The 22688-nt window shown below is 62.2% G+C and carries 27 protein-coding genes and 2 pseudogenes; 12 read left to right on the top strand and 17 right to left on the bottom strand.

Annotation, left to right across the window (positions count from 1 at the left end; genetic code table 11):
• Positions 1-483 precede the first annotated feature (483 nt).
• Positions 484-1629 (top strand): TIGR04372 family glycosyltransferase, encoded by a 1146-nt coding sequence (locus G5V57_RS28765; protein WP_165171789.1) that lies wholly within the window; start codon positions 484-486, stop codon positions 1627-1629.
• A gap of 259 nt (positions 1630-1888) precedes the next feature.
• Here the strand turns inward: G5V57_RS28765 and G5V57_RS28770 are convergent, their stop codons facing one another.
• On the bottom strand, positions 1889-2671 hold the full coding sequence (locus G5V57_RS28770) for a sulfotransferase domain-containing protein (protein ID WP_165171791.1): 783 nt from the start codon (positions 2669-2671) through the stop codon (positions 1889-1891).
• Between the two features lie 148 nt (positions 2672-2819).
• Here G5V57_RS28770 and G5V57_RS28775 point away from each other — a divergent pair, with 148 nt between their 5' ends.
• Positions 2820-2993 (top strand): hypothetical protein, encoded by a 174-nt coding sequence (locus G5V57_RS28775; protein ID WP_165171793.1) that lies wholly within the window; start codon positions 2820-2822, stop codon positions 2991-2993.
• 585 nt (positions 2994-3578) lie between these two features.
• On the opposite strand, the gene G5V57_RS28780 is transcribed toward G5V57_RS28775, so the two are convergent.
• From G5V57_RS28780 to G5V57_RS28810, 8 genes and pseudogenes are all read right to left on the bottom strand, one after another.
• Positions 3579-4469: an HWE histidine kinase domain-containing protein gene (locus tag G5V57_RS28780; RefSeq protein ID WP_246737414.1), complete on the bottom strand. Its 891-nt coding sequence runs from the start codon at positions 4467-4469 to the stop codon at positions 3579-3581.
• Between the two features lie 30 nt (positions 4470-4499).
• Positions 4500-4823: pseudogene (locus G5V57_RS35450) on the bottom strand (PAS domain-containing protein); the annotation flags it as partial.
• 69 nt (positions 4824-4892) lie between these two features.
• On the bottom strand, positions 4893-5066 hold the full coding sequence (locus tag G5V57_RS28785) for a DUF1328 domain-containing protein (protein WP_165171797.1): 174 nt from the start codon (positions 5064-5066) through the stop codon (positions 4893-4895).
• A 269-nt stretch (positions 5067-5335) separates the two neighbouring features.
• Positions 5336-5818, bottom strand: a complete 483-nt coding sequence (locus G5V57_RS28790) for a YeeE/YedE family protein (protein WP_165171799.1) — start codon at positions 5816-5818, stop codon at positions 5336-5338.
• The gene (locus G5V57_RS28795) at positions 5815-6222 is read right to left on the bottom strand and encodes a YeeE/YedE family protein (RefSeq protein WP_165171801.1); all 408 of its coding nucleotides are present in this window, start codon (positions 6220-6222) and stop codon (positions 5815-5817) included. The genes G5V57_RS28790 and G5V57_RS28795 overlap by 4 nt, the downstream gene beginning before the upstream one ends.
• On the bottom strand, positions 6219-6563 hold the full coding sequence (bigR, locus tag G5V57_RS28800) for a sulfite-sensing transcriptional repressor BigR (protein ID WP_165171803.1): 345 nt from the start codon (positions 6561-6563) through the stop codon (positions 6219-6221). The genes G5V57_RS28795 and bigR overlap by 4 nt, the downstream gene beginning before the upstream one ends.
• Entirely contained in the window at positions 6557-7852 is a 1296-nt protein-coding gene (blh, locus tag G5V57_RS28805) for a bifunctional sulfur transferase/dioxygenase Blh (protein ID WP_165171815.1), read from the bottom strand. Before blh ends, bigR begins: the two co-directional genes overlap by 7 nt.
• 140 nt (positions 7853-7992) lie before the next feature.
• Positions 7993-8226: a hypothetical protein gene (locus G5V57_RS28810; protein ID WP_165171817.1), complete on the bottom strand. Its 234-nt coding sequence runs from the start codon at positions 8224-8226 to the stop codon at positions 7993-7995.
• Positions 8227-8312: 86 nt separating this feature from the next.
• Here G5V57_RS28810 and G5V57_RS28815 point away from each other — a divergent pair, with 86 nt between their 5' ends.
• The gene (locus G5V57_RS28815) at positions 8313-9287 is read left to right on the top strand and encodes a helix-turn-helix transcriptional regulator (RefSeq protein ID WP_165171819.1); all 975 of its coding nucleotides are present in this window, start codon (positions 8313-8315) and stop codon (positions 9285-9287) included.
• 10 nt (positions 9288-9297) lie between these two features.
• On the top strand, positions 9298-9987 hold the full coding sequence (locus tag G5V57_RS28820) for a trans-aconitate 2-methyltransferase (RefSeq protein ID WP_165171821.1): 690 nt from the start codon (positions 9298-9300) through the stop codon (positions 9985-9987).
• Here the strand turns inward: G5V57_RS28820 and arsB are convergent, their stop codons facing one another.
• The 4 genes and pseudogenes from arsB to G5V57_RS28835 form a co-directional block, all read right to left on the bottom strand.
• Positions 9988-11049, bottom strand: a complete 1062-nt coding sequence (arsB, locus tag G5V57_RS28825) for an ACR3 family arsenite efflux transporter (protein ID WP_165171823.1) — start codon at positions 11047-11049, stop codon at positions 9988-9990.
• Positions 11050-11053: 4 nt separating this feature from the next.
• A complete protein-coding gene (gene arsN2, locus G5V57_RS34635) occupies positions 11054-11506 on the bottom strand; it encodes an arsenic resistance N-acetyltransferase ArsN2 (RefSeq protein ID WP_246737745.1) in 453 nt (150 codons plus the stop codon).
• A pseudogene (locus G5V57_RS34640) lies at positions 11483-11992 on the bottom strand (arsenate reductase ArsC); the annotation flags it as partial. The pseudogene G5V57_RS34640 and the gene arsN2, both read right to left, overlap by 24 nt.
• Entirely contained in the window at positions 11989-12342 is a 354-nt protein-coding gene (locus G5V57_RS28835) for a helix-turn-helix transcriptional regulator (protein WP_165171827.1), read from the bottom strand. The gene G5V57_RS28835 and the pseudogene G5V57_RS34640, both read right to left, overlap by 4 nt.
• A 42-nt stretch (positions 12343-12384) precedes the next feature.
• On the opposite strand from G5V57_RS28835, the gene G5V57_RS28840 reads away from it, so the two are divergent.
• Both G5V57_RS28840 and G5V57_RS28845 read left to right on the top strand, forming a co-directional pair.
• Positions 12385-12915 carry a DUF6428 family protein gene (locus G5V57_RS28840; protein ID WP_246737416.1) on the top strand — a complete coding sequence of 177 codons (531 nt, stop codon included), beginning with the start codon at positions 12385-12387 and terminating at the stop codon, positions 12913-12915.
• Between the two features lie 120 nt (positions 12916-13035).
• The gene (locus G5V57_RS28845; RefSeq protein WP_165171829.1) at positions 13036-13989 is read left to right on the top strand and encodes a DMT family transporter; all 954 of its coding nucleotides are present in this window, start codon (positions 13036-13038) and stop codon (positions 13987-13989) included.
• Here G5V57_RS28845 and G5V57_RS28850 read toward each other — a convergent pair.
• Entirely contained in the window at positions 13970-14956 is a 987-nt protein-coding gene (locus tag G5V57_RS28850) for a threonine/serine dehydratase (protein ID WP_165171831.1), read from the bottom strand. The two genes, G5V57_RS28845 and G5V57_RS28850, sit on opposite strands and share 20 nt — an antisense overlap.
• Before the next feature lie 33 nt (positions 14957-14989).
• Positions 14990-15319, bottom strand: coding sequence for a hypothetical protein (locus tag G5V57_RS28855; protein WP_165171833.1), 330 nt, complete (start codon positions 15317-15319; stop codon positions 14990-14992).
• Positions 15320-15538: 219 nt separating this feature from the next.
• Between G5V57_RS28855 and G5V57_RS28860 the strand changes: the two genes are divergently transcribed.
• Complete coding sequence (locus G5V57_RS28860; RefSeq protein ID WP_165171835.1) at positions 15539-16309, top strand: tetratricopeptide repeat protein; 771 nt, start codon at positions 15539-15541, stop codon at positions 16307-16309.
• Between the two features lie 103 nt (positions 16310-16412).
• Here G5V57_RS28860 and G5V57_RS28865 read toward each other — a convergent pair whose 3' ends face one another.
• On the bottom strand, positions 16413-17282 hold the full coding sequence (locus tag G5V57_RS28865) for an SDR family NAD(P)-dependent oxidoreductase (protein ID WP_165171837.1): 870 nt from the start codon (positions 17280-17282) through the stop codon (positions 16413-16415).
• Positions 17283-17393: 111 nt separating this feature from the next.
• Entirely contained in the window at positions 17394-17792 is a 399-nt protein-coding gene (rnk, locus tag G5V57_RS28870; RefSeq protein ID WP_165171839.1) for a nucleoside diphosphate kinase regulator, read from the bottom strand.
• A gap of 371 nt (positions 17793-18163) precedes the next feature.
• On the opposite strand from rnk, the gene G5V57_RS28875 reads away from it, so the two are divergent.
• The 5 genes from G5V57_RS28875 to G5V57_RS28895 all read left to right on the top strand — a co-directional run bounded on the left by G5V57_RS28875 (position 18164) and on the right by G5V57_RS28895 (position 22637).
• On the top strand, positions 18164-18466 hold the full coding sequence (locus G5V57_RS28875; RefSeq protein WP_165171841.1) for a hypothetical protein: 303 nt from the start codon (positions 18164-18166) through the stop codon (positions 18464-18466).
• Positions 18467-18638: 172 nt separating this feature from the next.
• Positions 18639-19844 carry a lytic murein transglycosylase gene (locus G5V57_RS28880; RefSeq protein WP_165171843.1) on the top strand — a complete coding sequence of 402 codons (1206 nt, stop codon included), beginning with the start codon at positions 18639-18641 and terminating at the stop codon, positions 19842-19844.
• Between the two features lie 9 nt (positions 19845-19853).
• Positions 19854-20882 (top strand): Ldh family oxidoreductase, encoded by a 1029-nt coding sequence (locus G5V57_RS28885; protein ID WP_165171845.1) that lies wholly within the window; start codon positions 19854-19856, stop codon positions 20880-20882.
• Positions 20883-21008: 126 nt separating this feature from the next.
• Positions 21009-21860 (top strand): DMT family transporter, encoded by an 852-nt coding sequence (locus G5V57_RS28890; protein WP_165171847.1) that lies wholly within the window; start codon positions 21009-21011, stop codon positions 21858-21860.
• Between the two features lie 18 nt (positions 21861-21878).
• Entirely contained in the window at positions 21879-22637 is a 759-nt protein-coding gene (locus G5V57_RS28895) for a class II aldolase and adducin N-terminal domain-containing protein (protein ID WP_165171849.1), read from the top strand.
• Positions 22638-22688: the final 51 nt, after the last annotated feature.

Here is a 22688-nt window from a genome sequence, read left to right on the forward strand (position 1 = left end):
TCCGGCCATGCGGACCGGTTGACGGGCCTCCGTAAGATGGCCCAGCAAGCATCCAAATTGGTTTGCGGCGTGAGTTTGTGCCGGAAGACCCGCGCCTTGCGGCGCTGCCGCTAGGTAATCAAAATTGACATCCCTGACCGGCGCATGGGACGGCGACTATTTCGTCGCCTAATAGAGACGCTTCACCTGGGCACGCTGAGGAAGGAGTAACTAGGTACGTGCTGCAGAAAACCTCTCATTCAATTTCGAGAGCAAGCGGTAGGACTTGCGGGATATTTGGCTGAAGGGCCAAATCCAATAGGCGCTCGGCCTGCAATGACACGGCGACAAATTCATGACATTCTTCCAGCCGTGGCATTCACATCCTGAGGCGTGCTGCAAGAGACTACCTACCCAGGCGATGTTTGTGGTGATATGGGCGCTCGCGCCACGAGAGAACGACGACGCTTCTCTTGACGTCAGGGCGCCTATTATAGAGCATTCATGGCTAGACTACTGCAAAAGCGCGATATGCCAGCGGGAAACAAGACGGACAATGTAGGCCTCAAGCCTGAGCGGCCGTTTCAAATCCTCGGCATCACGACCGAAGTCACGCTCGGCGATCTGCTCGCCAATGTCGTGTTCCTTTCGACACTCGCCCATCAATTCGATTACGCCAGGCTGCATATCAAATATCGCGACGTCCGCCCCTATTCCCGGGACGTGATGTCGCTCTCCCCGCTGATCGACCTGGCCGAGCCCCTCCCTGGCGAGTGGCCGAAAATCCTGCGGCGTTTCAAGCCCGATATCGAGCCCCGTCGATACCCTGACGTCGGTCGCCTCAATGGCGGCCGCGCCACCTACTATGACATGGTCGTCACCAATCAAATGGCGCGATCGATGACCATTCATACCTTTCCCGATCCGGTGCCGCTCGCGCTTCCGGATGACCAATCCCCACGCCTCAAGGAGCAGCTCGTCACGCTCGGCCTCAGGCCCGACCAATGGCACGCGACGATCCACCATCGCGAGAGCAGCTACAAGTTCCGGCCGCACAGTGGCGAGCGCGACAACACACCGGAGGCCTTCGACGAGCTCGTCGATTTCATCATCAGCCTCGGTGGCCAGGTGGTCAGGCTTGGGCATACCGGCATGGCGCCCTTCAAAAAGCGCGAAGGCTTCATTGATCTCGCTAGAAGGCCTGATAGCTTCATGCTTCAGGCCGCGGCCGTGAGCCTGGCGCGGTTTGCGATCTTGGGTCCCTCGGGGCCCGTCTCTCTTTCGATGGGTTTCGGTACGCCGGCCACAATTGTCGATTCTCTCGACCGCGGTGGCGTCTGGGGAACAGTTACGGATCTCCTGACCCAGGAGCTCACGACAAGCGACGGCCGGATCTTGCGCAACCAATCCCTGGTTGATGCCGGCCTTATGGATAGCTTTCTGCTCCGAGATCTGATGAAGCGCGACAGTCGATACAAAATCCGCAAGACCAGTGCGGCCGAACTCAAGGAAGTCGCGTTTCGCTTGTTCGAGCGAACAAAGGATTGTCCGGCCTGGCGCCCGGCACTGCCGCTTCCAGTCGGACCAAAGCCAAACAGCATCACTTGGCCGCCGAGGCCGACATATCCGATGAGGTGGGTAGACCTTTAGGCTGGGCGTGCGCCGCAACGGCGATTTTACGTGGCTTGGCTTTGGTCCTGCCGGCAAGGGAACCGGTGGTCACCAGGTCAGGCGGTCTTTGGTGCGCGCATGGAGCTTTGCCTTGGTTCTTCAGTTGATGAGGCTGCCGTCCAGTAGTCCCCCTCACGAAGCGATGCGTTTCGCAGCCCGTAACTCGCCGGCGCAGCCTCTGGAAAAGTCGCACCGTCTACTGCTCTCGGTCAGCCATGATCACGGCCGGCTTACCCGCCTAGACCTTATCCCATCCGAATCGTTCCATCAGATGGTGCGGAATCATCTCTGCCACCCGCTCGATCTGAACAGGCGTGAATGCGGCTCTCCACTCATCAACTGCCCCATTCCGGAAATGACTTCTCATGTCCTTTTGGGCCAACTCGATCGATGCGGGTATCTCGCGGCCAAGGTCTATGAGAAGTTCGTGCATGAACGCCTCGTCTCGACCGACCATGTCCTCGTATTTGGAAACGATGATGCGGTCCCTATAGGTAATGCTATCTAGGGCCTTGCACCATGTCTCGATCCACCGAATGAGATTGGGCACGTGATGATCGATTTGCCAATCGATCTTCTCGCTGAAGCTCATTGAAAAGTATACCGGGGGCTCGAGCGGTACCGTTCTGAGGTTAGTTTCAGGCTGGCCACTGACATCTGTCCGCTCCTTGTGATGTGTCCAGCTCAGAAGCGCGGCGCGGGGGTCTCTCAAATGTAAGATCCATTTGTCGCAGTAGTGAGAGAGAATGTTGAGATTAATTTCACAGGCACTCAGATGGGATTGCGCCACGAAACCGCCCATTGAAAGCTGAGCCATCGACCTGATGTCGGCGTGGTCGATCGGAAAGTAGCCTGGCGAAACGTGTATCCGCTTCAGATCTAGCGTTCTCTTCAAGGTCTTAGCGAGAAACAATGAGCCGGATTTCGGCATCGTGACGACAAGGACGCTTGCGCCGTTGCCCTTTTTTTGCGCTTTCGTGAGTCGGTAGCCAAACGGCTCAATGAATTTGCTCAACATCATACCGTCAATTCACTTTCGTCCTGGGTGGTTTCGTCGTTTTATGGTTCATTGAAGGGCTGGCCCGCGGCGCCGGACACGCATCGTGAATTTGGCGCTGACAATTGCTATATGGGCCTGATTGAGCGCTCCGCCATGCAGCGAGATGATAATGCAAAAGTTCGACCTGCCTATCGACGACGTCGCCAGGATTGAACTCCGCTATTCGACACAACCAGTGTTGGGAAATGAGTCCGCGAAAATCGACAAGCTCGATCGCACCTATCGCCAACTTCGTCGCGACACGGACGTCGCCGAAGGCATTTTCGCGCACTGTCGCTATTGAGCGACTTATGTGCATATTGGAATCCCCCCTCAAGCGAATATCTGAGGCTCAAACCCGCATATCGGGATCAGGCATGAGTGTCAATGTCGCTTAGGCACGAATCTTGCGTGGAACTTTAAACTCACTAGCGGGTTGCCGCAACTATCGCCTAAACGCTACTCCATAACGCTGGGACAGGTTGCACCTCCGCTATTCCCAGAGCTTCGCGTTTGCATCAAAATTCATTGACAGCCAGTCCCATTGCAGCTGCTGAGAGCGAGTGGCGTACGGCCATGCGTGAGCGGCGGATTAAGCCCAACCGGGCGGCCACCGCGAATTCCCACCCCGCTCGCGACAATACTCCAGCATGAGTTCTGGACGGTGGCCGCCGATCGGTATTCCGGTGATAAGCACGAACAGGGATAGACCGGCGCGGATCAAGGCCGGTTCAGCGCGCCAGTGGAGATCAGGCAGCACAGCCCGCCGGGCCGGTACTGCAAGTCGATTGAGCCCGAAAGTGTATCGCGCACCATACGGGTCAAGAGCCTTGTGCCAAATCCTTCGCGAATGGAGTCACCTATTTCAGGTCCGCCCTGTTCCAGCCATTCAAGATTGATCCCGCCATTGCCGGTTTCCGCCCAGTTCAGGAAAACTTGTCCCTCCGCCCGAGACAAGGCGCCGTATTTGAGCGCATTGGTGCACAACTCGTGGAGGACCATGCTCAAGCCGGTGACACCGGGGCCAGAGATCCCGGTCGGCGGCCCGTTCAGGACAATCGAGATCCTGCCGCACCTCGCGATAAGGCGCGGTGAGACGTTCCGTTATCTCCTGAATATTCGCCGCATCAACTTCGGTATCGAGAACGATGTCGTTGGCGAGCGAGAGGGCCTGCAGGCGTCCAAGATAGCTCTCCAGAGCCGTGCGCTTGTCGATGTCCTGGTTGAAGATCTGCCGGGCCAGAGCTTGCATCACGGTGAAGGAGTTCTTCACGCGGTGGCGTAACTCGCGCGCGACGACGCCCAGCTGATCCTCGGCATAGCGCTTGTCCGTTATGTCGACCAGAAAGCCCGTGATCTTCGGTCGCCCGTGCAGGGAATAGATATATTGGGCCCGGTACAGAAGATGCTTGGTCCTGTTCGGCGGCACGATGATCGACAACTCGGCGCTCACCTGCGTGCGGTCGTCATCCTTGGGCATCTCCCCGATGGATCGAGGGGCCATTTGTCCGCTCGCGACCAGGTCTTTGACCACCTCCCAGCTGGCGCCCAGGCGGCCAACTTTTTCGAGCTCGCCCGGCGCATAGCGGGATCGAAGCTCGGCGAGCGACGGCTTGTAGTCGCGCGGGAAGCCGAACATCGCGTTCAGTTCCGGCGTGATCGTCACCACGCCGGTTTCGAGGTCGATTTCCCAGATCGCCATCTTCCCTGCCTCGACGGCAAAGCGCAGGCGCTCTTCGCTTTCAATCAAGGCATGGGCCGCATCCATTTCGTCGGTCACATCCTCGATCGTGCCCGTATAGCCGGCGATCCTAGCTGCATTGTCCGGATCGGCATGCGCATTGACCCGCGCCTTGATCCATCTCACGCCCCTGCCAGAGTGATGTATGCGATAGCGGATATTCTGACCGGTGAGGAATCGAGACGTGCCCTCGATGACCTTGTCGCGATCATCCGGAATTATCGCCGCCATGAAGTCGCCGACCGCGACACTCTGCTGCCGATCAAATCCATAGATCGCACGCGCGGCATCCGTCATGAAGAGCATGTTCGACGCCGTATCAAAATCCCAAGCGGCTGGAGCGGCGTCACTCAACGCCTTTTGCAATCGCTCGGTGGAGGATGGGGAGTTCATTGGCGACAGGGTTTCGATCAGAGCTTAGCCTCGTCGAAAACAGGACGATGATGACGGCGCAAACCACGTTCAGGTCACGACGGCGACACCCGCGAAGATCAGAGCAAGGACGATGACAGCCAGGATGAGGAACAGCACGAAAAGTACTTTCCCAATGCCGGCCGCGCCTCTGGCGACGCCCGAAAAGCCCAAGGCCCCCGCGACGATCGAAATCAGGAAGAATATTACTGCCCATTTCAGCATTTGGTGCGTCCAAACATTAATCGAGCCTCATGAAACGTTCGGTTAAACGATCAGCCGGGATAAAGGTTCCCTGCCCCCGCGAAGCCGGTGGAAACGCACACGCGCACGATGCGGAACTTCTCGGGGGCGACGGTGTTGGTTACATGCATCTGATTTTATCCTCCCACACCTCGTCCGCCGGCTCATCCCGGCGGACCTTTCCATGCCGGATGCGCCTTGATTGGCGTTGAAGTGGTAGCCAGAGCGGTTGGCGCGTTATCGCGAGGATCTCAAGCGCCTGACCCACGCTCAAGTCCGGTTGCGCTGATCCCGCCCTCAGGCCCTCGCCCAAGAAGCCGGTCATACGCAATCATTCCGGCGGCCATTGCCACGACGAAGAGCGCGATCGGCGCAATACCCATGCCAAGGCCGGTGACGGCCGGGCCTGGACAGAAACCGGCCAGCCCCCAGCCTCCCCCGAAGATCGCCGAACCGAGCACAAGGCGTCGATCGATCCGCGTCTTTTCGGCAAGGTGAAAACGCTCTTCGAGGAGCGGCCGGGCGAGCCGGCGCTGCAGCATCATGCCGGGCAGCGCCACGGCGACGGCGCCGCCGAGCACGAAAGCCAGGCTCGGATCCCAATTCCCGCTGGCGATATCGAGGAAGCCCAGCACGCGGGCGGGATCGATCATGCCGGAAAGCGACAGGCCGAAGCCGAAGATTAGGCCGCTCGCCAGCGTCACAAGCAGACGAAGAAGGACAAGGCGGTTCATCGGAAAGCTCCCAAAAGCGTGGCCGCCAGTACCCCAGCGATGAGGAAACTCGCCGTCGCAGCGATGGAGCGCGGCGAAAGACGGGCCAGCCCGACGATACCGTGCCCCGACGTGCAGCCCGACCCCATGCGGGTGCCAAAGCCGACAAGGAGGCCGGCAACGATGATGACGGGCCATCCGGCCACTATCGTGACCGCGGGAAACGCGCCGAACATCGCGCCATAGGCCCATGGCCCGAGAATGAGGCCGATCACGAAGGCCGCGTTGTGCGCCGGCCCTTCTCGCTGCAGCAGCCGGCCGACGATGCCGCTGATACCGGCGACGCGGCCATTGACGAGGAGCAGCAGCATGGCGGCGAGCCCGAGCAGCATGCCGCCGACGAGCGAAGGCCAGTACGCGCTCATCGCCGCCCCTCCCCGGCGCAGAAGATCGCATAGAGAGACGCGATCAGCTCCGCCGCCTTCGCATCGGCCAGCCGATAGAATATCTGTTTGGCATCGCGCCGCGTCCCGACGATCTCGGCATCGCGCAGGACGCCCAGCTGTTGCGACAGGGTCGGCTGGCCGACCCCGATCTGCTCTTCCAACTCGCCGACGGAATATTCACCTTCGACGAGCGTGCAGACCAGCATCAGCCGCACCGGATGCGACAGCGTCTTGAGGAGGCCCGCCACTTCCTCCGCGCGCCGTTCCATATCGGCGCGCGCCAGGCGCGGATGCTTCTCGACCGATGACGGCCTCACCATGCCGCCCCCGTGAGCGCGTCGAGAGGGAATTTGAGATAGCGCCGGCCATTCGCCTCCGGCTCCGGCAAGCGGCCGCCGCGCATGTTCACCTGCAGCGCGTGCAGGATGAGGCGCGGCATCGGCAAGGTGCGATCGCGCGCCTCGCGCATGGCGACAAAGCCCTGCTCGTCCATGTCCACGATATGCGAATTGCGCCGCTTCTGCTCGGCCACCGTGCTTTCCCAGCGTGGATGGCGACCGCCCGGCTGATAGTCGTGGCCGGTGAAGAGCCGCGCGTCCTCGGGAAGCGCCAGGATCGCCTGGATCGAATGCCACAGCGCCGTTGCGCTGCCGCCTGGAAAGTCCGCCCGGGCGGTTCCGGAATCGGGCATGAACAGCGTGTCGTGGACGAAGGCCGCATCGCCGAGGAGATAGGTGATGGAGGCCATCGTATGGCCGGGCGAGAACATCACGCGGCCCGCGAGCGAGCCCAGTTTGAAGCTGTCGCCTTCGGCGAACAGCCGGTCCCACTGCGAGCCGTCGGTCGCCAGAGCCGGAAGGTTATAGAGGTCGCGCCATAATCTCTGCATGTCGATGACATGTGAGCCGATCGCCGTCGGCGCTCCCGTCTTCTCCTTCAGATAGTGAGCGGCGGAGAAATGGTCCGCATGCGGATGGGTGTCGAGAATCCATTCGACGGTGAGCCCCTCCTTTTCGACATGGGCCAGAACGGCGTCGGCGCTCATGGTCCCGGTAGCGCCCGATCGCTCGTCGAAGTCGAGCACCGGATCGATGATGGCGCAGCGCTTCGTCGCCGGATCGGTGACGACATATTGGATGCTCGATGTCCGCGCCTCGAAGAACCCCGTCACGATCGGCGTGCGGGTGGCCTGCCGGTCCAGCCACACGGCCGCGCCGGCGAGATCGAAGCCATGCGCGCGGCCGAGCGCCACGACATTGTCGCGTTTCATGCGGCCGTCCAGCACTTCGCCGAGCACATGCAGCGTCAGCGCGCGCGTCCCGCTCCGGCAATGGGCAAAGACGGGGCCTTTTGTGTCGGCCACGGCCTCCTGGAAGGCGCGGATATCGGCCTCGGTGATCGTCGGCCCCGTCACGGGAATGAAATCGTAGTCGAGGCCGGCTGCCTTTGCGGCGCGGCTCTCGGCCTCGTTGCCGGGCTGGCCGGGCTCTTCCCCATCGGGGCGCAGATTGATCACCCCGGCATAGCCGTCTGCCCTGAAAGCGGCGAACGCCGACTCATCCGGCTGTCCGCCGATAGATAGCTGTTCGGTGATTTTCACAGGTGGCATCAAATATCTCCAATAACAATATACACTTCTATATAATATATAATGATTGGGTGCAAGCCACCGTCCGCCGACAAGTGCGTCGCGCGATGAGGCTTATTCGCGGCGCAGATGCGGCATCGGCGAGATGCGGTGCGGTTGCTTCACCTGTCCTCCTCAGCCCGCAGTGCTGGCTTCGCAGCGTCCGCCTCGCTGGCGCTCCTGTTCCGGCCAACCATAAAGGTCAGCATGAATACACGCGCATTGCAGCCGGCTGCGGCCACTTCTTTCAGCATCTTCCAGAAATGGGGATGAAACATATGCTCGTCCTTGGGATTCGGTTGCGCATCTGAAGAGCGCCGGAAACTAGGGACGACTTCGCTGAGCGGCTTGGACAAGGCGGCCCATAAATTGGCCCTAATGGCCCTGTATCGAGACTCCCACGGCGTGACGCGATGATCGCGTCGGCACGCAGGGAGAATGCATGAGCATACCTAGTCCGTCCGCCGCGCTGCGCTTGCGGACCGATGCGCTTCCGGAGAAAGACCGTATCGAGATCATGCGCGAGGTCTATGGCAGGACGGTGCTCAAAATCGATGTCGACCCGCAGGCGCCAATCAATGTCGACATGACACTGCGCGGCCTGCCCGGCATCGGCATCGCCATCGGTGAAACGTCGCAATTGCGCGCCCATCGGTCAGCCTCCCTGATCGACACTGACGACGCTATCCTGCTGGTGGCACTCGCGGGCGGCAGTGTCATGAAACATCGCGGTTCGGAAGAAACGGTCGACGGGTGTCAGGCACTGCTGATGAGGGGCGGCGAGGTGGGCATCAGCCAGATCCGGCCAGGTGGCCTGCGCTTCGTCAATATGAGCTTCTCGATGCGTCGCCTGACGCCGCTGGTCGGCAACGCGGACGCCGCGTTCATGCGCCCCTTACCGACCGGTGGCGGCGCCATGCGGCTGCTGATCGACTATGTGAGGGCGGTGCAGGATCTCAATACCGATGAGCCTCCCGAACTCAACAGCCTGGCGGCGACACATATCTTCGATCTCATGGCGCTCGCCATGGGCGCGACGCGTGATGCGGGTGAGATCGCCAGAGGTCGGGGCGTTCGCGTGGCGCGGCTGCGCGCCATCAAGGCCGACATCGTGGCGAACGCTCCACAGCTCAGCGCCGATGAGATCGCGACCCGCCATGGGCTGTCGCCGCGCTATGTGCGTAAACTGTTCGAGAGCGAGGGCACATCGCTCTCCGACTATATGCTGTCGCAGCGCCTTGCCCGCGCCCATCGCATGCTGAACGATCCGCGCCGCTCCGGCCAAAGCATTACAGCACTTGCATTCGAGGCCGGATTCAACGATCTGTCTTACTTCAACCGCACCTTCAGGCGCCGCTACGGAACGACACCGAGCGACGTGCGCGCCGCAGCGCTCAAGGTGCAAGACGACAGATGATGCTTGCCTCATGAAGACATCCGCCCCCTCCGCTACGGTTTTAACCCAATATGCGCAAGGCTACGACGCGATGCGCCGCCGCCTCATCCCCTGCTTCAACGCGTTCTACGGGGCCGGCCTTCGCCTCATCGAGGAATGGATGAGCGCGCACGCTTTTCGCATGCTCGATCTCGGCGCCGGCACCGGGCTGTTCTCCGCCATGATCCTCGAGCGCTTCCCGAAAGCCGAAATCCACCTGATCGACGCCTCCATCGGCATGCTCGATCAGGCGAGGGAGCGTTTTCAAGGTAATCCATCCATCACCTATGGCATGGCGGATATGGCGGGCGCCGACCTCGGCGGCCCGTGGGATCTCATCGTCTCGGCGCTGGCCATCCACCATCTGGAAGATCGCGCCAAGCAGGATCTCTTCGCCCGCATCGCCGCCGCCCTGCGGCCGGGCGGCCTGTTTGTCAATGCCGAGCAGGTTCTGGGACCGACAGCCGCGGCGGAAGCGCGCTATGTCCGCTTCTGGCACGAGGACATCCGTGCGCTCGGCGTGCCTGAGGCAGAGATCGCGCGGGCGGCAGAGCGCATGGCCTTCGACCGCTGCGCCACGGTCGAGGCGCAACTCGTCTGGATGCGCGATGCGGGACTGAGCGATGTCGATTGCAGCTTCACGTCCTGGCGCTTCGCGGTGCTGAGCGGGCGCCGCGCCTGATCAACCCGCGGTTTCGCCTTCGCTTGCACGCGCCTCGCCGGTGCCGCGCTCGTACCAACCTTTGGAACGGTTGACGATCGCGACGACAGAAAGCATGACCGGCACTTCGACCAGCACGCCGACCACGGTTGCCAGCGCCGCACCCGAGCTGAAGCCGAACAGGCTGATCGCCGCTGCAACAGCCAGCTCGAAGAAATTGGAAGCGCCGATCAAGGCCGATGGACCGGCCACGCAGTGCTTTTCGCCGAACAGCCGGTTGAGAAGATAGGCAAGGCCCGAGTTGAAATAAACCTGGATCAGGATCGGCACCGCCAGCATCGCGATGACCAGCGGCTGCGCGATGATCTGCTCGCCCTGAAAGCCGAACAGCAGGACCAGAGTGGCAAGAAGGGCCAAGAGCGACAATGGCTGCAGTGTCTTGAGCAGACTGTCGAGCGCCACCTGCCCGCCGGACGCCAGAAGGCCGCGGCGGACAAGCTGGGCGATGACGACGGGAATGACGATATAGAGGCCGACGGAGAGAGCGAGCGTATCCCATGGGACCGTGATCGCCGAAAGTCCGAGCAGCAAAGCGACGATCGGCGCGAAGGCCACCACCATGATCGCATCGTTCAACGCGACCTGCGACAGGGTGAAGTGCGGCTCGCCCTTGGTGAGATTAGACCACACGAACACCATGGCTGTGCAAGGCGCGGCGGCGAGAATGATCAGGCCGGCAATATAGGAATCGATCTGATCCGCCGGCAGGTGCTCACGAAACACCCAGCCGATGAACAGCCAGCCGAGCAGCGCCATGGAGAATGGCTTGACCGCCCAATTGATGAACAGCGTCACGCCGATGCCCCGCCAATGACGGCCGACTTCGCCCAAAGCGGCGAAATCTATCTTCAGCAGCATCGGGATGATCATGAGCCAGATCAGCACCGCGACGGGGATATTGACCTTGGCGATCTCGGCGGCGCCGATGGCGTGGAAAAGTCCTGGGAGGAAATGGCCGAGCGCCACGCCCGCAATGATGCAGAGGGCCACCCAGAGAGTCAGAAAGCGTTCGAATATGGACATGAGATCAGGACGAGAAGGGTTTGGTGAGGATGATCGCCGATGCCGGGCAGAGAGAGGCGGCTTGCATGCTGTTCATGATGGCCTTGGGCGCGACGGCCCGGTCGATGCGCGAAAAGCCCAGTCTCTCGAAGTAGGGTGCCGCCGAGATCGTCAGGAGATAGCCCTGCCGGGCGCCCTCCTCCTTCGCCTTGTCGATCAGGTGTCGGAGCGTGGCCTCGCCTAATCCCTTGCCCTTGTTGTCGGGTGTGATCACGATCGAGCGCAGCAAGGCATTCTCACCGAAGAGCTCATAGCCGGCGAATCCGACCGTCGCGCCGTTCCGCATCACGCGGAAGAATCTCCGCCCCTGCTCCGTGAGATCGCCGGTGGGCAGCCCCTCAACAGCGAGCGCTTCTCGGAGGTCAGGCGCGGATCCCTCGACAGGCAGCAGTACCGGCACCGTCGCTCCCTCGGCCACGCCGATCCGCCGCAACTGGTGGCGCAGCGCCATCTGGTCGATCGACGCCAAAGGCAGACTCAGAAAGGCATCAATACGGCTTTTCAGGAACCGCGCCGCCGTCGAAAAGGCACGTTCCTTTTCCATCCCGGTCCCCTCCGTCGCGGCGGGATCTTCGATCCCCCAATGCGCAGTCATCGGCTGACCCGGCCATATGGGGCAGATCTCTCCCGCCGCGCTGTCGCAGACGGTGAAGACGAAATCCATGACGGGTGCGCCGGCCACGGCAAACTCGTCCCACGCCTTCGAGCGCAGCCCGTCCGTCGGATAGTCCAGTGCCGCCAGGACCTTCAAGGCGATGGGATTGACTTTCCCCTTGGGCTGGCTGCCGGCCGAGAACGCTCTGAAGCGCCCCTCGCCGTCCTTCCGGAGAATGCTTTCGGCGAGGATCGAGCGGGCGGTATTGCCCGTGCACAGGAACAGGACATTGTAGATCCGCCGATTCATTGGATGCGGTCCTTGGTGGGCGCGCAGCATGTGGCGGCGGTGAGGATTGGTGCGCAGATTTCGGGATGGCCGGAGCAGCAGTCTTCCATAAGGAAACGGATAAGACCGCTCAGCGCATCATACTCGGCGCTGTAGATGATCGAGCGGGCGTCACGACGTGCCGCGACAAGGCCTGCCCGTTCCAGCTCCTTGAGATGGAAGGAGACATTAGAGGCACTCACTTCGGCTTTCGCGGCAATGCTGCCCGCCGCAAGTCCGTCCGGGCCGGCGACGACCAGCATGCGCAGGATGCGCAGCCGCGTTTCCTGCGACAAGGCCGCAAAGGCAATCTGGGCTTGACCTTCATCCATATTTTGATATTCCTAAAAGTATAGAAATATGGATTATCCGAGATGACGACCCTTGGCAATGAGCAAATGGCGCGGTCAGCGCCGGTACCCGAAGAAATGACCATCGGCGAATTGCTTGCCGCGCTGGCCGGCCATGCGGCAAGCCCTCTCGCCTTTCGCTACGACGGCAAGCTCACCCAACGCGGCTACCATGTGACAGAGGTCAAGGCCGGCACATTCGCCGCCCTCGATTGCGGCGCCAATCCCGAGGCGTGGACGGAGATATTCATCCAGCTGTGGGACGTAAACGATGCGCCGCAGCAGATGACGGCCGGCAAGTTTGCGGCGATCATTCGCAAGGTCACCGAGCACGTTTCTCTCGACCACGGCGCGAAGCTGACCTTCGAAGTCAGCGACGGATCGCGCCCGATGCAGCTTCATTGCGCCGCCAGCCCCGTCACGACGGACGGCAAAATCGTGGTCGAACTCTCGCCGCGCCCGGCCAGTTGCAAGCCGCGGGATCGCTGGCTGGCCGAACAGGAAAGGAATGCATCAAGCTGCTGCGAACCTCGCCGATCAGCGTGCTGCGCGTGATGCGAGAATGACCAGACCTCCCCGGAAACCCGGTTACGACCAATGCGACGCGGATGACTGCGCCGGACGCCAGCGCGTTCGTCGCAATTCCCGTCATCGTAACATCTTCCGGAGATCGCCATGGTCCGTCATTCATCTCGCCTGCCACCCGCCGCCCTCCTGATCGCGGCTTGCGCCCTGTGGGGCGCCGCAACTGTCTTGAGTAAGGCGCTGCTTGCGTCGATTCCTCCTGTCACCCTGCTTGTCCTGCAACTGGCGCCGAGCGCGCTCGCGCTGTGGATCGTCGCAGCCGCGGCAGCACGCCCGATTCCTGCCAGAGCGCATCTCGTTCCGCTCGCTTTGCTGGGAATCCTCAATCCGGGAATATCCTACACGCTGAGCCTGATGGGCGTAGCCCGTATTCCAGCCGGCGTTTCAACCGTGCTGTGGGCGGCCGAGCCCTTGATGATCCTGGGACTCGCCGCACTGGTTCTCGGCGAAGCGATCACCTGGCGGTTGCTGCTCACGATGCTGATCGGCGCGGTCGGAGTAGGCTTCGTCGCCGATCTGGGCGGTGCCCTGGGTGACCTGGGCGGCGATGCGGCGGGAACCCTGCTCTTGCTGGGAGCTGTGCTTTGCTGCGCTTTCTACACGGTGTTCTCACGAAAGCTCGGTGAGTTTGTCGATCCGTCCGTTACCGTCGCGATCCAGCAGACCGCAGGTCTTGCCTGGGCGCTTGCCCTGCTCTCCGCTGGTACGCAATACGGATCTCCAGCGGACATAGCGGCGCTGCCGCCCGGACTGCTCGCCGCGGCCGCGGTCTCTGGACTTCTCTACTACGCGGCGGCCTATTGGCTCTACATAACGGCCTTGAAATCGGTTCCTGCCGCCATCGCCGGCAGCTACTTCAATATCATCCCGATCTTTGGCGTCGGGCTCGCCTACGTCTTCCTTGGCGAAACATTGACACTCCTGCAGGGTCTCGGCGCAGCAGCGATTTTGATATCGGGCTATATGCTGGTGCGGCTGACGAGCGGTGCCGGGGAGGAGACGCGAGTGGCGGCCGATGTGACGCTCACCCGGAAGATCGAGTAAAGTTCCGCAGGTCCGGCCCAGCCATCGCCTGTTGCAAGAGCGCGGCCGAGCCATTGGCGCCGGTCAGCAGGATCACGATGCGCCTGCCCTTGATCTGGTCGCGCCGGTGCCAGGCGCCGGCAAGGCCAGCCGCCGCGCCGGGCTCGACCAGGACGCGTCCGGCGATGGCGGCAGTCTGGACCGCCGGCAGCAGCGAGGCTTCCGGCACCAGGAACGCATCGTCGACCGACTCCAGCAGACCTGCCAGCGCCAGCTTGGCGGGCACCCGGCAGACGATGCAGTCGCCGATGGTGTGAATGTCCCGCTCAACGGGACGGCGCGCATGATAGCTGTCGACCATCGCCGGAGCGCCTTCGGACTGCACCGCCCAGACCCTTGCTTGCGGCTGGTGGATCTTCACACCAAGCCCGGTGCCGGCTGCGAGCGAGCCGCTGCCCATCGGCACCAGCACCGCATCGATATCGGCGAGCCCCTGCCCGATCTCGAGCCCGGCGGTCGCCGCGCCGGCGATGAGCGGGCCGCTCTCGCCGTCATCGACGAATTCGCCGCCGGTTTCGGCAGCATGGTGGCGGGCATTTTCCTTGGCGGCGTCGATATCGCTCCCACCGATGAAAAGCCGGCCGCCGAAGCGCCGGATCGCGGCGAGCTTTTCGGCGACGCAGCCCTCGGGCACGAAGATATCCGAGCCGAGTCCGAGGAGGCGCGCGGCATAGGCCACGCCCTGGCCGTGATTGCCGGTCGAGGCCGTGACGGCCGAAGCCGGCTTCCCGGAAGCCATCAGCAGCGCATTGAGCGCACCGCGCAGTTTGAACGAGGCGATCGGCCCGGTTGTTTCGACCTTGAGCCAGACATCGGCGTCAAGCAGCTCGGACAGAGCGGCGGACCGGTACAAGGGGGTCGGCCGCCCGAGGTAAGGGGCCAGCTGGTCGGCGGCCGCTAGGATATCGGCTGGGGTAGGAATATTCATGTAGGACACTCCGTCGGCCGCTGGCTTTTACCCTCAGTTGCCCATCTGTGGATTGCAAACTGGCACACGGCATGTTCCATGGATTCCGGTTTTCGACGCAATATGGAATCCATAACAGACCTCGACGACATCGACCGCCATTTGCTGCGTGGATATCGGGAATGACGCCTGTCTCATCGGTGGTGATCTGATCACGCCGGGCTTCTCCAGGGAGATCACCCCGCAAGTCAGCGGCCTCAGCGCCGTTTTCCTCGGAAACACCGCGATCACACTCGACGACTTGGGTAGCGCGCCGGACTGGCTGGAGAGTACGGGACCGGAAGAATATACATCGTGCGGCGCAAAGTCGTCGAACGCAGCCATGCTCTCCAGGCGGAGTGCAAGCGCCTTGGCTGTAGCTATATAGAGATGGGCGGGGACCGGGATACAGCCTTTGCGACTGCCCTCAGGGTGCTCAATCTATGACGCGGGCTTCGATCTAGGAAGTCAAGTTCGAAATCAAACTACTACCTTAGGGTGCTGGATTGTCGAAATGCACCTGGCTAGCCTGTTACGCCAGTGCAACACGAGCAAGCTTTCATCATGCCCGCCGAGCCACCAGTCAAGTGTCCGCCGGCCGATCTGCTGCAAGCGGCGGAAGCAGGTAACGCCGAGGCTCAGTGCGATCTCGGCCGATGGTATGCGGAGCACCAGCACGACACGCCCTATTCCCGCATGTGGTTCAGATGCGCGGCCGATCAGGGCCTGCCCAGAGCGATGCATATTCTCGGCGTCGTGGCGCTCTATGCGGGTGACTCCGAGCTTGCGATTGAATGGTTCAGGAAGGCCGCTGCCGCCAACTGGCAATACTCCTTCTACCCGCTGGGCAGGCTGCTCGAGGAAAGCGGGGACCTGGACGGTGCATATGAGGCATACGACCGGGGCGCGCGTCTTGACTGCGCAGACTCACGGGGCGGCCTATGCCAGCTCATCGTCAACCACAGTATCGAGTCCCACTATGCGATCGCCCTCCACCTGACCAAAGCAGACGCCGAGAAGGGCTGTCGGTCCGCACAAGCGCGGCTGGCCTTGATCTATCAAGACGGGCTTGGCGTCGAGCTCGATTCCCATGCAGCGTTTTCGTGGTGGCTCAAGTCGGCGGAACAAGGACATCCCGTCGCACAGCTTGTAGTCGGATACGCTTACCATAACGGGGAGTACTTGGAACGCGATCATGCGGCGGCCGTGCGGTTCCTCATGGCGAGTGCCGCCCAGGGCAGCGATCTCGCCAAGAACTATCTACGCAACATAAGTGAGGAGCTCACGACGGCGGAGAGGCAAAAACTCCAGGAACTCGACGCGACCAGACACTGAAGCCGCCCGTCATCGATGTCAGGCGGCCCGAGCGGCGGCGTCCCCTGTCTTTTCCTTGCGCCTGGCCTCGCGAACAGCCAGCCGCGATAGTGTACGATGAGTCCTAGCTAGCGCGCCCTTCCACCGCCACCACGGCGATCCGGCGCCAGGACTGCGCCACCTCTTCCGGACTCGCAGCCCGGATAGCTCTGAGATCACGCGGATAGCTCACCCCATCGGCTTCGAGGAGCCGCGTGGCGTGAAACTGGCCGTTGCTCGCACGCAAAATCCAGCCGCCCTCCCGGCATTCGGGCGATACGAGATAGATCGCGCCCGGGGCAATCTCGGCAGGCTTGAGTTCGTCGGGCTCATCTGTGATGCCCCACATCCTGGTCTTCGCGACCGGCGAGATCGCATTGACGACGATGCCATGAGCCGTCCCTTCATTGGCCAGCACATTGGCGATGCCGACGGCGCCGATCTTGGCGGCCGCATAGGCGGCGAGCCCCGGCTGCACATATTGCGGATAGAGCGCGCGATCCGAGGTCGTAAGCAGGATCCGACCGTAATTCCTTTCCTTCATCTGCGGCCAGGCCGGCTGGGCGAGCCACAAAGGCGCCTTCACACCGAGCACCAGCATGCGGTCGAGGAATTCCTCATCCAGTTCCGCGATCCGCTGATAACCGACCCAACCGGCATTATGGATCAGCACATCGAGACGGCCATGCTGCGCGACGATCCGCTCGACGAGACTGTGGCATTCATTCCGTGTGTCGATGCCGCTGCTCTCGCCGAATGCAAGGCCGCCGCGCCTGCGCAGATCCCGCGCCGCGGCTTCGGCGATCGCCGGATCACCGCCTCTGCCATCGCTGCCGGCACCAATATCCTGAATGATGACCGTCGCTCCCCGCTCGGCCAGCAGAGCCGCATATGCACGCCCGATGCCGCGGCCGGCGCCGGTGACAAGCGCCACTTGTCCGTCGAATCTGATCATGTGTGACAGCCTCGTGAGGAGTGCGAATTCTCAGGCGGAATCGCCGGCATCAGGTCACGGCGCAGTACCGAGACACCGGCGAGCCTCGCGACGATCGCGCGTCTTCTTCTCTCAGGACTTGACCTCGAGAACGGTCAGCTCGTGCTTCTGGCCGTCGCGCGCCGTCCACAAGATCGACTGGCCGGCCGAAAGGCCGATGAGCGCCGTTCCCACCGGCGTCAGGATGGACAAACGCCCTTGCGCGAAGTCGGCCTCGGTCGGAAACACCAGCGCCACGCTGCGCTCGACGCCCTTGTCGTCCTTGAAGCTCACCTGCGACCCCATCCGGATGACGCCCTCGGTGAGTGTGCCGTCGGCGACAACCTTCGCCCGCTCGAGTTCACCGAAGAGGTCCTCGGCGAGCAGTTCGTCGCGCTCGGCGATGGCATTGGCCAGCGTCATCAGACGGGTGTGGTCGGTTGCGGTGATGCTGATCTCCGGCTTGCGGCGGATGGGCGTGACGTCATTCATATCAAAAATGCCTTCTGTGCTTCCGGCCGTTCGCGGCACGGGAGTGGCTATTAATTCAGGAAAAGATTGTGGGTGGCGCCTTCTGCGAGTCCGTGATTGGACGAAAAAAGCAGCGTTACCCCCGCGACTCGGAGGTGCCAGGGGCCGAGCCGGGGGTTACGTTCCCGCGATGGGGCAAGCCCCAAAATGCCAATGAATCAAGTGTCGCTGCGCTTTGTACATAACCGCATAGTTGGGGTCGCGCGCCCCGATGTCAAGCGCCACGCGCCGGACGCGAGGTCAACAACTTCGCAGCAAGATCGATTGACAGTGGGCAGTCAATGGAAAATATTCCGCTGAGATGGGCAAATCAGCCCAGAGGGAGAGTACGGATGATCAAGATGATGGTGGCGGCGGCCGGACTGTCGATAGGTCTGCTGATGATGCCTGTCGCGACGACGACGCCCGCGCAGGCCGGCGTCAATATCGACATCAACATTGGCGGCAAGAACCGGATCAGCTGCTGGGAGGGCGCGCGCATCGTCGAGGATTACGGTTACTTCCGGGTCCGCACCCGCGACTGCAAAGGCAGCACTTACACTTATTTCGCCCGCCGTAACGGCAAGCACTACATCATCGATGTCAGCGCCAAGCGTGGGCGTGTCACCAATGTCCGGCGCAACTACGACTGGTGAGCCGTACGCCATTCAAGGACAGAAGGACCAGACAGCGGGCACTTTGCCCGCTGTTTCGTTTCGCCATGTGGTTTCATTGGCCGTCCGAGCCCAACGCCGTCACCGGCGCAGCACATTGCTGAATCAGGACTGACCCGGTAAGTCTGAACTCAACAGCCATGGAGTCCCGCCGGTGAAGCTTCTCCCCCTCTGCCTGTCCGCCTCGCTTCTTATCGCCTCGTCCGCCGCAGCTTCCGCCGCGACCGACTGCCCGAGTCCATCGAAATTCCCGAGCTGGCTTTCCGGCGTCAAGAAGGAAGCCGCCGGCATGGGCATCTCAAAAGGTTCCATCGCCGTGCTCGACGGCATGACCTATGATCCGGCCGTCATCAAACGCGACCGCGCGCAAAGCGTCTTCTCGCTGGCCTTTCTCGACTTCCAGGCCCGACTGATCTCGGCAGGGCGCATGAATACCGGATCGAGCCTGCTCAATAAGCACGGCGCCATCTTCCAGAAGGTCGAACAGAAATATGGAGTGCCGCCCGCCGTCATCGTCGCCTTCTGGGGTCTCGAGACGGACTTCGGCGGTTATATGGGCGATTTCCACACCATCCGGTCTCTGGCGACCTTGTCTTTCGACTGCCGTCGGCCGGAGAAATTCCGCCCACAGCTCTTCGCGGCACTTCAGATTCTGGATCGTGGCGACATGACCGAAGCAGACATGGTCGGCGCCTGGGCCGGCGAGATCGGTCAGGTACAGTTCCTGCCCGCCGACTTCCTCCAGAGCGGTGTCGATGCCGATGGCGACGGCCGCGTGGATCTGAAACGCAGCATTCCCGACATTTTGTATTCTGCCGCGAACCTGCTCATCAATCATGGCTGGCAGCCCAACCAGCCCTGGCTGCAAGAGGTGCGTGTTCCCGAGGACCTGCCCTGGGATCAGGCCGATATCGCCATCCAGCATCCGCGCTCGCAATGGGCCAAATGGGGCGTGAAGCTCGTCTCGGGCAAGGCCCTCAAAGCGGACAAGGCGCCAGCTTCGCTCCTCTTGCCGATGGGCCGGCACGGCCCGGCCTTCCTCGCCTATCCAAATTTCACCGAGGTGTATCTGAAGTGGAACGAGTCGCTCATTTATTCGACGACGGCCGCCTATTTCGCCACCCGCCTGGCGGGCGCCCCGCCGGTCAGCAAGGGCAACGGTCCGATCGATAGCCTCGACTACAATCAGATCATGGAGCTGCAGAAGATCCTGACCCGCATGGGCTATGACGTCGGCAAGGTCGACGGCAAGCTCGGCGCGCAGAGCCGGGCGGCGGTGAAGTCGGTGCAGATCAAGCTCGGCCTGCCCGCCGATTCCTGGCCGACTCCGGATCTTCTCGAGCGCCTGCGCAGGAGCTGACGGCATCACATGACGGAACGGCGCGCCACGGCGGAGAAGCTGGCGGCATTCTCCTATGAAGTTCTCACCTCGGCGGGAGCCGATCCGGACTCGGCCGAGGCGACGACCGGCGCCATGCTGCATGCCTCGCTTCTGGGTGTCGACAGCCACGGCATCAGGCTCCTTCCCTTTTATGCCGACTGCCTGAGAGGCGGCATCTGCAAGCCGAAGCCTGTCATCACCATTGCGCATCCGCGCCGCAGCGCCGTGCTCGTCGATGCCGATGACGGACTGGGCCATCTCCCCACCTATCGCGCCATGGACGAGGCCTGCGCCATTGCCCGCGATACCGGTATCGGCATGGGGGTGGTGATCAACTCGACCCATTTCGGCGCGGCGGGCGCCTATGCACTGGCGGCGGCCCAAGCCGGCTTCATCGGCTTCGTGACCTGCAATTCGGGCGCCTTCGTCGTGCCCCATGGCGGCAAGAAGCCTCTTCACGGGACGAGCCCGATCGCCATGGCCGCACCCCTGGAAGGGCGCGAGCCCTATTTTCTCGACATGGCGACGAGTTCCATTCCGTGGAACAAGGTCATGCGTTATCGCACCGAGGGACTTGAGCTTCCGCCCGATGTGGCCCTCGATGCCGACGGCAATTACACCGCCGATCCCCATGCGGCCATCTGCCTGGGGCCGGTCGGCGGCGCGGGCTTCGGTTATAAGGGCGCTGGCCTCGCCGGCCTCGCCGAGGTCCTGGGCGCCATGCTTACCGGCATGCGGCTGTCGATCGAGCAGAGCGGCATCGTCCTCGGCGACACCAAGGTCGGCCATTTCGTGATGGCGATCGATCCGTCGACCTTCGTTCCCGCCGCGGTCTTTGCCGAACGCCATGCGAGCTATCTCGACGGTTTCAAGGCCGAGCCCGGCATCTTGCCGGCGGGCGGACCGGAATGGGCCAGGCGCATCGACCGCGAGGCCAAGGGCATTCCGCTCCCGGACGGCCTTTACCAGGAACTCGCCGAAGCAGCGGAAAAGGCCAAGGTCGCCCTTACTTTGTGAGCCCGGCCATGCGCCGGCTGCATCCGCGCCCATCCCGAATGTCCATTGGCTTCGCCGCCGCCCCTGCCTATAGCTCGGCCAATGAGCGTCGCGGGAGAAGCAGCCGGACATCGGGATAATCATGCCGTGGGCATCCTCTGGATGCTCGTCACGGTGCTTTGCTTCACCTCCCTCGACACCCTGGTGAAACACCTGCTCGAGACCTACTCGCTGGTCCAGGTCACCTGGGCGCGCTTCTTCTTCGCCACCATCGTCGCCGCTTTGGCGGCGGGCCGGAGCCTGCCGCAAGTCGTGAGGAGCAAAGCCCCGGCGCTCCAGTTGTCGCGCTCGCTGCTTCTCGCTCTGACCACCGCCTTGTTCAATGCCGGGGTGCGCCTGGTGCCCCTCGCCACCGCGACGACGATCATGTTCCTCGCGCCCATATTGGTCACAGTCCTGTCGGTGCCCATGCTCAAGGAGCATGTCGGCCCACGCCGCTGGATCGGCGTCCTGGTCGGCTTTCTCGGTGCTCTTGTCGTGGTCAGGCCGTGGGAGAGCCAAGCCGGGATGTTCATCAGCGGCGCCACCTTCCTGCTGATCGCCGCTTTGCTCAATGCCAGCTACCAGATCACCACCCGCAAGGTGCGCCTCTATGACGAGCCATTGACCTCGCTGTTCTACACATCCGTGATCGGAGCACTCGTCACCACCCTCTTCGTTCCCTTTCACTGGCAATGGCCGGGCGCAACGGACTGGCTTCTGCTCATCGCCACCGGACTTCTCGGCGGTGTCGGCCATCTCTTCCTCATCCAGGCCTTCCGCCGCGCGCCGGCCTCGGTCGCCGCCCCCTTCTCCTATTCATCGCTGATCTGGGCAGCGTTGTTCGGCTGGTTTTTCTTCGCCGAATGGCCCGACACCTGGACATGGCTGGGCGCCGCCTTGATCATCGGTTCCGGCCTTTACATTTTCCATCGCGAAAGACAGCATAGGTCCAACTGACAATCTCGGGAGAACGCCATGACCTCGGTGACCAAACTCAAGACCAAGACGTCGGAAGAACAACAGCTTCGCATCGATCTGGCCGCGGCATTCAGGCTCGCCGAGCATTTCAATTGGCATGAGGGCGTCGCCAATCATTTCAGCCTCGCCGTGTCGCCGGACGGCAAGCAGTTCCTGATGAATCCCAAGTGGAAGCATTTCTCCGGCATCAAGGCCTCGGACCTCCTGCTGCTCGATGCCGATGACAAGGAAGCGATGAAGCGGCCCGAAGCGCCGGACGAGACCGCCTGGTGCATCCACGGTCGCATGCACGCGCTGGTGCCCTCGGCGCGCTGCGTCATGCATGTGCATCCAACCTATGCGACGGCGCTCGTCGGCCTCGCCGATCCCGAGATCAAGCCGATCGACCAGAACACCGCGCGCTTCTACAAGCGCGTCGCCTATGACCTGGGTTATGAGGGCATGGCCAATTCGGATGCCGAGGGCAATCGTCTGGCCGGCCTCCTAGGCAACAACAAGACGATGATGATGGGCAATCATGGCGTGCTGATCGCCGCCGGCTCGGTCGCCGAGGCCTTCGACGAGCTCTATTATCTCGAACGCGCCTGCCAGACACTCATGCTGGCCTATGCCAGCGGCCAGAAGCTCAATGTCATGAGTGACAAGGTCGCCGAGCAGACGGCGCGCGACTGGGATCTCTACGCCGACTCGGCCTTCGCCCATTTCGCGGAGATGAAGAAGATCCTCGATCGCAAGGATCCCTCCTACGCCGATTAGAGCATATCCCGCCAAAGTTGAAGACTTTGGCGTAGGCGCGTGATCAGGAAA

Origin of the sequence: Nordella sp. HKS 07 (genome assembly GCF_011046735.1) — a bacterium.
Taxonomy (GTDB): domain Bacteria; phylum Pseudomonadota; class Alphaproteobacteria; order Rhizobiales; family Aestuariivirgaceae; genus Taklimakanibacter.